Here is a 12,048-nt window from a genome sequence, read left to right as displayed (position 1 = left end):
TGTTCCCTCATTCCATGAGCACACCGTTCGCTTCACCGGCTGCCCAGGCCGCATCTGCCTCGCTCCCCGTTTTCCCCCGCCCGTCCGCCGCCGATTTCGATGCGCCGGGCGCCTGCATGCCGCTGCCGCAGTTCGGCGTGATCGACGTGGCCGGCGACGACGCCGCGACGTTCCTGCACAGCCAGCTCACCAACGACATCGAACATCTCGATGCCGGCAGCGCGCGGCTGTCCGGGTACTGCTCGCCGAAGGGCCGCCTGCTCGCGTCGTTCCTCACGTGGCGCGCCGGCCACGGTGTGCGCCTGCTCGTGTCGAAGGACGTGCAGCCTGCCGTGCAGAAGCGGCTGTCGATGTTCGTGCTGCGCGCGAAGGCGAAGCTGACGGATGCGAGCGACACGCTCGCGGTGGCCGGTTTCGCTGGCGACGTGCGCGACGCGCTGTCGGGCATCTTCGATGCGCTGCCCGATGGCGTGCACGTGAAGGTCGACGGCCCGGCCGGCACGCTGATCCGCGTGCCGGATGCGGCCGGCCGCAAGCGCTATCTGTGGATCGGCCCGCGCGCCGAGGTCGACGCGCGCCTCGCCGCGCTCGCCGGCACGCTGCCGGTCGTGTCGCCTGCCGTGTGGGACTGGCTCGACGTGCGCGCGGGCGAGCCGCGCATCACGCAGCCGGCCGTCGAACAGTTCGTACCGCAAATGGTCAACTTCGACGTGATCGGCGCCGTTAACTTCAGGAAAGGGTGCTACCCGGGCCAGGAAGTGGTGGCGCGCAGCCAGTACCGCGGCACGATCAAGCGCCGCACCGCGCTCGCGCACGTCGCCGGCGAGACCGATACCGTGCATGCCGGCGTCGAGCTGTTCCACAGCGACGACCCGGGCCAGCCGTGCGGGATGATCGTCAACGCGGCGGCCGCGCCGGCGGGCGGCGTCGACGCGCTGGTCGAGATCAAGCTCGCCGCGCTCGACAGCGGCACGGTGCACCTCGGTTCGGCCGACGGCCCGGCGCTCGCGTTCGACGCGCTGCCGTACGCGTGGCCGACCGAAGCGTGATGCACTGACAACCCGTTCGCGCGCCGGCTCGCGAGTCGCAGCCGGCGCCCGATGTTTCCTGCGAGAGATTCGCCCGATGTGTCTGATTGCCTTCGACTGGCAGCCTGATGCCGCCGCCGGTCCCGTCTTTACCCTCGCCGCCAATCGCGACGAGTTCTTCCGCCGGACCAGCGCGCCGCTCTCGTGGTGGGAGGACGTGCCGGGCGTACTGGCCGGCCGCGATCTCGAAGCCGGCGGCACGTGGCTCGGCGTATCGCGCGACGGCCGCTTCGCCGCGCTGACCAACTACCGCGCGCCGTTCGACATCCGCGCGGGCGCGCCGACCCGCGGCAAGCTGGTATCCGACTTTCTCGGCGGACCATCGGTCGCACCGCTCGACTATCTCGCGCAACTGGCCGAGCATGCAGCCGTGTACAACGGCTTCAACCTGCTCGTCGGCGACTGGCGCCGGCGCGAACTCGCGTGGTTCTGCAACCGCGCGCCCGAGGGCGAAAGCCGTGTCGCCGCACCCGTCGCGATCGCGCCGGGCGTGCATGCGCTGTCGAATGCGCGGCTCGACACGCCCTGGCCCAAAGTGGTGCGCAAGCGCGCGGAGCTCGGCACGCTGCTCACCGACAATCCGACCCCGTCGCTCGACGAACTGATCGCGCTGATGCGCGACCCGCACGTCGCGGACGACGACGCGCTGCCGCACACGGGCATTCCGATCGAGCGCGAGCGCGCGCTGTCGGCCGCCTTCATCGAGACGCCCGAATACGGCACACGCGGCACCACCGCGCTGCGCGTAACGATGAAGGAAGGCGTGCGGCTGACGGTGGAGGTCAAGGAGCGCAGCGACGACGACGGCTCGCACCGCACCGTCCGGCCGGGCGCGTTCGAGCGCGCGTTCACGTTCGATATCGACGCGACGCGGCCGCGCTGAACGCACGCGTTGCGCGCTACGGCGCGCGCGCCATCTCGACGTGCGGCACGCCGGCTTCGACGAACGGTTCGCCGACCGCCGCGAAGCCGTGCCGCAGATAGAACGACACCGCCGAATCCTGCGCGTACAGCCGCACGACGGCTTGGCCGCGGCGCCGCGCGGCATCCAGCAGCGCATTCAGCACGGCGGACCCGACGCCCTGCCCGCGCATGTCGGCCAGTACCGCGACGCGGCCGATCGTGCCGGACGGCAGCAACCGCCCCGTCGCGACCGCGCGGCGCAACCCGGTCGCCGCGTCGGTCCGGTACGCGACCGCATGCAGCGACAGCGGATCGTCGTCGTCGAGCGCCCATTCCGGCGGAATCTGCTGCTCGCGCACGAATACCGCGTCGCGGATCCTGGCTGCGTCGCCGCCCAGTACCGTCCAGTCGCCCGTTTCCACTCCGCCCACGCCGTTCGTCATCGCAGTCCCTCCCACGGCGTGCGGCCTTCGGCCGCCCGCCGTCAAACCTCGTCGAATGCAGCCTTCAGCGCCGCGACCGCATCGGCATGCGCGGCCCGCACCTCCGGCACGTAGCCGCCCATCTTGAAGAATTCGTGGATCATCCCCGGATAGCGGACCAGCGTGACCGCGTTGCCGGCCGCACGCAACTTGTCCGCGTACGCGGCGCCCTCGTCGCTCAGCGGATCGTATTCGGCCGTCGCGATCCACGCCGGCGCAACGCCCGCGAACGACGGTGCATCGCGCGTGCCGTCGAGCGGCGCGAACCGCCAGTCGTCGCGATCCGCCCGATCGCGCACGTATTGCGCGAAGAACCACTGGATCGTGTCCTGCGTCAGCAGGTAGCCGTTGGCGAGCCGCGCGTGCGATTCGGTGTCCTGGTAGCCCGTCACGCCCGGATAGATCAGCATCTGCAGCGCAAGGCGAATGCCCGCGTCGCGCGCGAGCACCGCGCAGACCGTCGCGAGCGTCCCGCCCGCACTGTCGCCGCCGACCGCCAGCCGCGCGGCGTCGATACCGAATGCGGCGGCCTCGCGATGCAGCCACTGCAACGCGTCGTCCGCATCGTTCACCGCGGTCGGAAATTGGTGTTCGGGCGCGAGCCGGTAGTCGACCGACAGCACCGCGCATTGCGCATCGTGCGCGAACATCCGGCACAGCGCATCGTGCGTGTCGACGCTGCCGACCGTGAAGCCGCCGCCGTGGTAGTACACGAGCGCGGGCAGCGGTTCCGCCAGGCTCGGCGCGACCGGTAAATACAGCCGCGCACCGATCGTGCGGCCGTCGCGCGTCGGCACGACGCACGCCTCCACCGAATGCATCGGCGCCGGCGCGACGTCGAGGATCGGCGCGCTCTTCTCGTACGCGGCGCGCGCCTGCTGCGGCGTCTGATGGTGATACGACGGACGTTTCGCGCGCTCGATCATGTCGAGCACCTGGGCGATCTTCGGATTCAGCGGCATCGGTATGGACGGCGCCGGCGTGGCGCCGTGAACGGACAAAGCGGACAAGCGTGACATGATGCCACGCGGCGGCCGGACCGGCGTACGCGCCGCGCCGTGTGCCGCCATCCCGTGCTGCCAAACAAAACGGCCCTGCCTCATCGAAGAGACAGGGCCGTGCATGGCCGGTGCGCTTACGCGTCGCTCGGGCCCGGCTGGGCGTCCGGCGCGGTGCGCGAACGTTGCCGCTTGATGTCGCGGCCGACCGCGAGCCGCCGCATGTACTTGAACGTACCGAGCGCCTTCGCGACGAAATTGCCGTCGCTGTCGCGCACCTCGCCTTCGCAGTAGGCCATCGTCGTCGAGCGGTGCATCACGCGCCCGTAAGCGCGCAGTTCGCCGCGCCCCGGCTGCATGAAGTTCACCTTCATCTCGACCGTGACGACGCCGACGCCGTCGTCGGTCAGGCTGCGCGCCGCCATCGCGAGCGCGATATCGGCGAGCGTCATCGTCACGCCGCCGTGCGCGATGCTCCACGTGTTCATGTGCCGCTCCTCGAGCGGCAGCACGATCTCGCTCGCGCCATCCTTCGCGGACACCAGTTGCACGCCGAGCAGATCGACGAACGGGCTTTCGATCGACGGGCCTTCCGTCGGGGTTGCCGCGTCGCTCATCGTGCGTTGTCGACGATGTAGTCGACACATTCGCGCGATTCGGCCACCGCGACGACGAATTTCTTCACTTCCTGGTGAACCGGATGCACCTGGTACGCGTCGAGCGCGGCCTTGTCGGCGAAATCGGAGACGAGCACGATGTCGGCGGTCGCATCGAGGCCGGGCGTCGCCACGCCGACGTCGATCTGCAGGGTGCCCGGCACGAGGTCGCGGCAGCCTTCGAGCTTTTCCTTCAGCTTCAGCGCGTTCTGCGCACGCGTCGCGCCTTCGGCCGATTCCTTCAACTTCCACATGACGATATGTCTGATCACTTCGGTTGCTCCTGTTCGTGTTGATTCGGCGATTGGCCTGTCATCCTTGGCAGTCGGGCACTTTACACCTTTCCACCGTTCGCCCACGGTTACCCTGTCCGGCCTAGAGCGCCGACAAGCTCGCGCAGGCGAGAAGCCTATCAAACTTGCCGACGCCAATGGACTGTATCTCGAAGTCGGCGTGTCCGCTGCCAGGCTCTGGCGCCAAACGTGTGCACCGTTCCCGCCACGGCCCACAGCAGCATTGACGTTGCAACAAGGCCGAATAGAAGTACGCGATCCGCCGTCACGTTTCTTTTCCGAAACACATCTCGACAGAAATCGCCTCGCAGTTCAAAACGAGTTTCGATTGCCTGCTCGAGCGCCAAGCGGCGGATGGAGATTTGCCCCTGAAACCGGCGTCCTTGGTACAACGACGGGGAGAGTCTGGACCGTGCCCCGCCGACCCCGAGTACGCTCCCGCGCAGGTCGACCCGGTTCACGTTTCGGTGCCCCAATGCAAAAACCCCGAGCGCTCTCGCGCCCAGGGCTTTGACAGCGTCACATTCGATCACGCCGGACTAGTCCCAAAACAGGTTCTCGAATGGCGTGAACCATCCGTACGTATCTGCGCCGACCACGACTTTCCCGCCGTACACACCGTAGCAGACGTCCTTGCCACCCACTTTCCCCACCACGGGCGCGCCACTGTCACCTGGTTGGGTCCGAGCCTCTCCGTCCAGGTTGAGCAGGACGACATTCTTGACTTGATCGTTGGTGTCCGGCACCGTGATATCGACATCTGTCCCGGCAACCGAGCAATTCACGAGACCAGAGAACGCACCCTGCAACCACAAACGCTGGTCCTTCGTGGGACGCACGTCTGAACCGAACGCCACCTGTTTTATACCGCTGTCCGTCCATATCTCGTTGGGTGTTGCGTCGACTCCCGACGATACCTTCACGATGGCGATATCCTGGTTGTCCTCCAGGAAGTTTTCAAGCAGGTCACCCACCGGGTTTGCGTCATCGGGCTGCCCCACCCTCGCATCTCCCTTTCCGAACACATGGCCCGCCGTCACAAAGCACATGTTGCCGTTGTATTTCACGACCAAACCTAAAGTGCCAATCTTGCTGCGGGTCACAATTTTGATCCCGGCGACCAAAGGACGAACTTTGAGATTGTTTGCAGGCATCACGGGCTCCACCAACGAGTGAAAAAAGCGATCGATAATTGCCGGATGACTATCAAGAACGTTGAAACGCGACGCTCGTGAACCCTGAAACAGGAGCCTGGGGCGCCAAAGGCGGATCATGGGCAACAACCGCAGGTGTCTCGCTCGAGACCGGACTGATGCAACCTGGTTTCACAACGCAACTGGTGGCCGATAAAGAAAAAGGCACGTAGCGAGCGTGCCGGCGATGCAATGGCTGCGACTGCCGAACGATCAATCGACGACCGCGATCGCATCCACTTCGATCAGATAACCGGGCGACAGCGCGGCCACGCCGAGCACCACGTCCGCGGGCTTGTGATCGCCGAACAGCGCCACCCTGGCGCTTTCGATGATCGGCAAGCATGCATCGCGCTCGTAGTTCACGACGTAGACGGTGATCCTCGCGACCTGCTCGGGCCGCGCACCGGCAGCGGCAAGGGCGCGACCGAGATTGCCGAATACCTGACGCGCCTGGGCCGCGAGATCACCGTGACCCACCAGCTTGCCGTCGATGTCCTCGGGCTCCTGGCCCGAGATGAATACCATCTTGCTTCCCGTCGCAACGACGACCTGCGTGTACGTTTGCGGTGTGGGCAGATCCTTGGGATTGATGCATTCGAGCGTCATTGACGAGTCTCCTGCGATGATCAGATGCCAGCATCCCGACAGGGTTGTCGGAATCATCCGATGCTAGCAGACGTCGCAGTTCTTTCCGCTTTCGTCAGCGATCCGTCGTCGTGGAAAGCATGCGCAGGAACGCGGCTTGCTCGGCTTCGTGCGCGCCGTTTCAGCATGTCGGCATGTCACGGCATTGACCGACACCACGCGGCGATTCGTTCGCTGTCCGGCAACAATCGCCGGCGTGGCATGCCATTGCCGATTGTTTCGCCCTCGGACAGCTGCAGCACATTAATCGGCATCCATTAAATCGCACATTTTACCGGGGCGGCGGGTAATAATTGCGACCACTTTTCAATTCAATATTCAAAAACCAAAACATTATTGACTTCGGCTTTCCCGCAAATTTAGAATCGCCTACGATGGCTTACGCATCATTTTCTGCGCCGCCCCGGATTCGCCACCACCCGCGCGAAGGCCCGTCGCATAGCCTTTCCCGCGGGACATCGACGCGCACCCCTGTGGTTTTCAGCTTTCGGCATTATCGGCCACTCGGTTATTTGCCAACCCATTTCCCTTTCGACGAATCGCAGCACTTCGATTAATTCCCGCCATTCGCCAGAATGAATACAAGACGGGATCAAACGGACTCAAGATTCGCCGATTAGAACATCCGGATAAAAAATCGCCAGTCATCAGGAGGGACATCAACATGCATCGCCTTGCGAAGTCGCTGTGTCTCGGGCTCGTCTGTGCCGGCCTGCTGTCGGCCTGCAACGACGACGACGTCCAGTCGAACACCCCGCCATCGAACACCGCCGCGTTGTCGTTCCGCATGGATACCGGCGGCCAGATCAACGCGTTCTACCGGCAGGACAAGGTCGCCGCACACCTGCTGGTGCGCTCGTCGACGAAGCCGCGCCTGCTGGTGGTCTTCCCCGCCGGCAACAGCGGCACCGGACTATGGTTCGACGACACCGCGCAGCCGGTGAACTGGAGCCTCGACACGCCGCCGTCCGCGCTGTCGGCCCCTGATGCGCATGGCCGCCCGCTGTACGGCATCGGCGCCGACGTGTCGGTCGACACCACGTCGCTGACGATCCGCCAGGGCGTGCTCAGCAACGTGCGCTTCCTGCGCGACTTCAACGGCGGCGCCACGATTCCGCCGCAGATCCTCACCGCGCCGACGGTCCAGGGCAGCACCGCGCAATGGCAACGCGACCGCATCGACGGCGCACCGGGCTATGCGCTGCGCATCACGCTGCGCGACGGCGGCAGCATCGCGCCGGCTGCGGGTGGCAAGCTGGTGCTGAACGCGCCGGCGGGCGCACGCACGCTGAAGCTGCACATCGATGCGCTGTCGGGCGAGACGCCGCTGTCGCCGATCACGCACGCCGACCTGTTCGCGCCGTCCGTGAATCCCGACCCGGTCAGCCAGAACGTGCTCGAATTCCTGAGCTTCAACGACAAGCTGCTGGCCGGTTCGTGGCAATACGACACGTACTTCGGCCGCGACACGCTGATTTCGGTCCGCATGCTGATGCCCGTGCTCGAACCCGCGGCGATCGAGGCCGGCCTGTCGTCGGTGCTCAGCCGCCTGTCGGCGGACGGCAAGGTCGCGCACGAGGAAGGCATCGGCGAATTCGCGCTGATCGACAACCAGAAGAACGGGCGGCCTAACGATGCGACGCCGACCTACGACTACAAGATGATCGACAGCGACTACCTGCTCGCGCCGATCGCGGCCGCGTGGCTGATCGACGATACGCGCGGCCAGGCCCGCGCGGCCGCGTATCTGGCGCAGCGCGGCAGCGACGGGCAGACCAACGGCAGCCGCCTCGTCGTCAATCTGCTGCACGTCGCGACGACCGCGCAGCCGTTCGCGCAGCAGCCGTCGGTCGCGAACCTGATCCACCTGCGGCCCGGCGAAATCGTCGGCAACTGGCGCGACAGCACCGATGGCCTCGGCGGCGGCGTCTACCCGTACGACGTGAACGCGGTGCTCGTGCCGGCCGCGCTGCGCGCGGCGAACGCGTTCCTCGCCCGCGGCCTGCTCGATCCGTACCTCGATGCCGGGCAGCGTGCGACGCTCGCCAACACGGCGAATCAGGCGGCCACCTGGGAAACGCAGGCGCCGCCGCTGTTCCAGGTCAGCGTGCCGGCCGCACAGGCGGCCACCGACGTGTCGGCCTATGCGCCGTCTGCCGGCGTGCCGGCCGGCGCCGCGCCCAACGCCCCGCTGGCCTTCTACGCGCTGTCGCTCGATCAGCAGGGCAACCCGATTCCGGTGATGAATTCGGACGGCGGCTTCGCGCTGCTGTTCGGCACGCCGCCGGACGATCAGCTCCAGCGGATCGTCAGCGACGTCACGCGGCCGTTCCCGACCGGGCTCGTGACCGATGCCGGGATGCTGATCGCGAACCCCGCGTATGCGAGCCAGACGCTGTGGCCGAAGTTCACGAGCTCCGCGTATCACGGCACGGTGATCTGGTCGTGGCAGCAGGCGATGTGGGTGGCCGGGCTCGATCGCCAGCTCGCGCGTCAGGACCTGTCGGCCACGACCCGCACGCTGCTCACGCAAGCGCGGCAGACGATCTGGCAGGTGATCTCGAACGGGCGCGACATGCGCACGTCGGAAATGTGGACGTGGTCGTACGTGAACGGCAAGTACCAGACCGACGCATTCGGCACGCGCAGCGCCGATGCGACCGAAGCCAACGCGGCGCAGCTCTGGAGTACGACGTATCTCGCGATCCGTGATCCGCAGCAGCGCGCGGGCAAGTACTGGTGGCAGGCGTCGCAGCCGACGCAGGACGCACAGCCGAAACAGGCGACGGCGGTGGCGGCGCGCTAGCGCGTCGCCGCGCGCATACCGACGGGCAACGGCATCGGCATGCAAAAAACCCGGCGGCACGCCCGCCGCCGGGACGTCGAAGGAATCCGGATCACCGCGACACCACGCGATTCCGCCCTTCCCGCTTCGCCTGATACAGCCGCTCGTCGACCACCCGCAGCAGCGTATCGACCGTGCTGCCGTCGACCCCGTACTGCGCGACGCCGACGCTGACCGTCACCTGCACGCGCTTGAAGTCGAGCCCGAACGGCGAACTCGAGATCGACGAACGCACGCGCTCGGCCGTCATCCGTGCACCTTCGAGCGGCATCTCCGGCAACAGCGCCATGAACTCCTCGCCGCCGACCCGCGCGAGCGCGCCCGCCGGCCGAATTGCCTCGAGGCACTGGCGCACGACGCCGCGCAGCACCTCGTCGCCGATCTGGTGCCCGTACGCATCGTTGATGTTCTTGAAATTGTCGAGATCGAGCGCGAGCAGGCAGAACGGCGTGCCGTCGCGCTCGGCCCGCACGATCTCGCGCTCGACTTGCGCGATGAACTGCCGGCGGTTCGACGCGCCCGTCATCGGATCGGTCGCGGCCATGTATTCGAGCTTCTGGTTCGTGCGCCGCAGCTCCTGCAGCGCGCTTTCGGTGCGCGCCATCGATTCCGACAGCCGGCTCATCAGGTCTTCCTGGCTGTAGATCGCCGAGAACGAGCGCGTCGTCTGCAGCGCCTGCACGACGCCGTAACTGAGCAGGAAGAATCCGCCCGCGAAGATCGCATGCGCGAGCCACCACATGTGATTCCATGGCTTGCCGAGGATGAACGCGAGCGACGACAGCGCGAACGCCATGATCGACACGCCGTAGATCACCATCAGCGGCGAGCGGATCCGCCGCGCGAGCAGCAGGCACACGTTCAGCAGCGAAAACACCAGCGCGCCGCCTTCCATCGACAGCCGCGTGCCCGGCGCGCCGGCGACCGGCGAATAGGCGATGTACGCGACCGCCACGTTGACGATCAGGAAGAACACGATCCACGGCAGCCAGGTGCGCACGCTCGTGCGCTTGTCGAGCCGGTCGGGCGGCCGCGAATACGACAGCAGGCCCGTGAGCAGCAGCGCCGACATCACGAACCGCGACGCGGGCCCGTACAGCAGGAACAGCCAGATATTGTGGTGCGCCATCCCGGTGAACGCCCCGTGCAGCGCATAGATCATCGCGAAGCCGAGGAAGCCGAGCGTGAGCCAGCGCAGCAGCGGCTCGCCGGACGACCGGTAGCACACCCACGTCACGTAGGTGACGAACGCGCCTTCGACCGTCGCCGCCGCAATCGCGATTTCATGGAAAGCGTGGCTCTCGAACACGACGCCCGGGTCGCTGAAGAACCACAGATAGGCAATCAGATAGGCGGGCAGCAACGCGAATCCGACCAGCAGGCATTTCGCGTAGAGCCTCGCGGCCGCGCTGACGACGCGCGGCGGTTCCCCGGCTGCATAGGTCGTACTCATTCGGTCCCCGGTCGGTCTGCTGCGTTGGTTCGATTCTTCGCGGCACGGATCGCACGACGCACGATCTGGCCCATCGTGCCGAAAGGCAAATGTCAGAGCAAGTATAGGTGGGGCAATTCGTTTGACAAGTCAGGGGAAACGGCATTGCCGGGCGCATGCCTTTTACTTCCCGATCGTTGCGAATCGCGCGTGCGCCGCGCCGATTCACCACGGCGGCGGGCGGTGACGCGAAAGCGCAACCGCGGCCGCCGCCGGTCAAAGATCAGAGGATTTCGAACAGGCCGGCCGCGCCCTGCCCGCCGCCGATGCACATCGTGACGACCACGTACTTGACGCCGCGCCGCTTGCCTTCGATCAGCGCATGGCCCGTCAGGCGTGCGCCCGACACGCCGTACGGGTGGCCGACCGCGATCGCGCCGCCGTTCACGTTCAGGCGATCCTCAGGGATCCCGAGCGTGTCGCGGCAATACAGCACCTGCACCGCGAACGCCTCGTTCAGCTCCCACAGGCCGATGTCGTCGACCTTCAGCCCCGCCTGCTTCAGGAGCTTGGGCACCGCGAACACCGGGCCGATGCCCATTTCGTCGGGTTCGCAACCGGCCACCGCGAAGCCGCGGAACGCACCCAGCGGCTGCAGCCCTTCGCGCTGCGCGGCCTCGGCGCTCATCACGACGCACGCCGACGCGCCGTCCGAGAACTGGCTCGCGTTGCCCGCGGTGATCACGCCGCCCGGCACCGCCGAACGGATCTTCGACACGCCTTCGAGCGTCGTGTCGGGCCGGATGCCTTCGTCGGCCGACACCGTCACTTCCTGCGTGAACAGGCGGCCCGTCGCCTTGTCGGCGATGCCCGCGAGCACGGTGATCGGTACGATCTCGTCGCGGAACAGCCCGGCTTCCTGCGCGGCCGCCGCGCGCAGTTGCGACTGCACGCCGTACGCGTCCTGCCGCTCCTTCGAGATACCGTAGCGCTTCGCGACGTTCTCGGCGGTCTGCAGCATGTTCCAGTAGATCTCGGGCTTGTGCTGGACGAGCCAGCCTTCCTGGATCATGTGCCGGTTCATCTCGTTCTGCACGCACGAGATCGACTCGACGCCACCGGCCACATAGATCTCGCCTTCGCCCGCGATGATCCGCTGCGCGGCCAGCGCAATGGTCTGCAGCCCTGACGAACAGAAGCGGTTCACCGTCATCCCCGGCACGCTCACCGGCAAGCCGGCGCGCAACGCGATCTGCCGCGCGATGTTCGCGCCCGTCGCGCCTTCGGGGTTCGCGCAGCCCATGATCACGTCCTCGACGCGGGCGGGGTCGAGCTTCGCGCGCTCGAGCGCGGCCGCGACCACGTGGCCGCCGAGCGTCGCGCCGTGCGTCATGTTGAATGCACCGCGCCAGGATTTCGCCAGCGGCGTGCGTGCGGTCGATACGATTACGGCTTCGGTCATGCGAGTCTCCTTCGGTCCTGCTTCATGTCCTGAATCGGATGGGAAATG

At 66.7% G+C, this 12,048-nt stretch carries 11 protein-coding genes; 3 read left to right on the top strand and 8 right to left on the bottom strand.

Features of this window, described 5'->3' with window-relative positions:
• Positions 1-14 precede the first annotated feature (14 nt).
• Together ygfZ and H0X91_RS05505 are read left to right on the top strand one after the other, a co-directional pair.
• Positions 15-1,049 carry a CAF17-like 4Fe-4S cluster assembly/insertion protein YgfZ gene (gene ygfZ / locus H0X91_RS05510; protein ID WP_034201627.1) on the top strand — a complete coding sequence of 345 codons (1,035 nt, stop codon included), beginning with the start codon at positions 15-17 and terminating at the stop codon, positions 1,047-1,049.
• A 76-nt stretch (positions 1,050-1,125) separates the two neighbouring features.
• Positions 1,126-1,971 carry an NRDE family protein gene (locus H0X91_RS05505; RefSeq protein WP_034201626.1) on the top strand — a complete coding sequence of 282 codons (846 nt, stop codon included), beginning with the start codon at positions 1,126-1,128 and terminating at the stop codon, positions 1,969-1,971.
• Between the two features lie 16 nt (positions 1,972-1,987).
• Here H0X91_RS05505 and H0X91_RS05500 read toward each other — a convergent pair whose 3' ends face one another.
• The 6 genes from H0X91_RS05500 to H0X91_RS05475 all read right to left on the bottom strand — a co-directional run bounded on the left by H0X91_RS05500 (position 1,988) and on the right by H0X91_RS05475 (position 6,222).
• Complete coding sequence (locus H0X91_RS05500) at positions 1,988-2,434, bottom strand: GNAT family N-acetyltransferase (protein WP_006483905.1); 447 nt, start codon at positions 2,432-2,434, stop codon at positions 1,988-1,990.
• Positions 2,435-2,475: 41 nt separating this feature from the next.
• Complete coding sequence (locus H0X91_RS05495) at positions 2,476-3,435, bottom strand: alpha/beta hydrolase (protein ID WP_048985909.1); 960 nt, start codon at positions 3,433-3,435, stop codon at positions 2,476-2,478.
• Between the two features lie 173 nt (positions 3,436-3,608).
• Positions 3,609-4,088, bottom strand: coding sequence for a PaaI family thioesterase (locus H0X91_RS05490; protein WP_006483907.1), 480 nt, complete (start codon positions 4,086-4,088; stop codon positions 3,609-3,611).
• Positions 4,085-4,399, bottom strand: coding sequence for a Dabb family protein (locus H0X91_RS05485; RefSeq protein WP_006483902.1), 315 nt, complete (start codon positions 4,397-4,399; stop codon positions 4,085-4,087). The genes H0X91_RS05490 and H0X91_RS05485 overlap by 4 nt, the downstream gene beginning before the upstream one ends.
• 560 nt (positions 4,400-4,959) lie before the next feature.
• Positions 4,960-5,694: a hypothetical protein gene (locus H0X91_RS05480; RefSeq protein ID WP_124633293.1), complete on the bottom strand. Its 735-nt coding sequence runs from the start codon at positions 5,692-5,694 to the stop codon at positions 4,960-4,962.
• 132 nt (positions 5,695-5,826) lie between these two features.
• Entirely contained in the window at positions 5,827-6,222 is a 396-nt protein-coding gene (locus H0X91_RS05475; protein WP_077056441.1) for a RidA family protein, read from the bottom strand.
• 703 nt (positions 6,223-6,925) lie between these two features.
• On the opposite strand from H0X91_RS05475, the gene H0X91_RS05470 reads away from it, so the two are divergent.
• Positions 6,926-9,067 (top strand): hypothetical protein, encoded by a 2,142-nt coding sequence (locus H0X91_RS05470; RefSeq protein WP_060211311.1) that lies wholly within the window; start codon positions 6,926-6,928, stop codon positions 9,065-9,067.
• A 91-nt stretch (positions 9,068-9,158) separates the two neighbouring features.
• Here H0X91_RS05470 and H0X91_RS05465 read toward each other — a convergent pair whose 3' ends face one another.
• Both H0X91_RS05465 and H0X91_RS05460 read right to left on the bottom strand, forming a co-directional pair.
• Entirely contained in the window at positions 9,159-10,559 is a 1,401-nt protein-coding gene (locus tag H0X91_RS05465; protein WP_006483889.1) for a sensor domain-containing diguanylate cyclase, read from the bottom strand.
• 262 nt (positions 10,560-10,821) lie between these two features.
• Positions 10,822-12,000, bottom strand: a complete 1,179-nt coding sequence (locus H0X91_RS05460; RefSeq protein WP_006496361.1) for an acetyl-CoA C-acyltransferase — start codon at positions 11,998-12,000, stop codon at positions 10,822-10,824.
• Between the last annotated feature and the right edge of the window lie 48 nt (positions 12,001-12,048).

Source organism: Burkholderia sp. 9777_1386 (genome assembly GCF_015712265.1).
GTDB lineage: Bacteria > Pseudomonadota > Gammaproteobacteria > Burkholderiales > Burkholderiaceae > Burkholderia > Burkholderia cenocepacia.
Note: the sequence above shows the minus strand (reverse complement) of the source record. Positions and strands in the feature narration are given on the sequence as shown.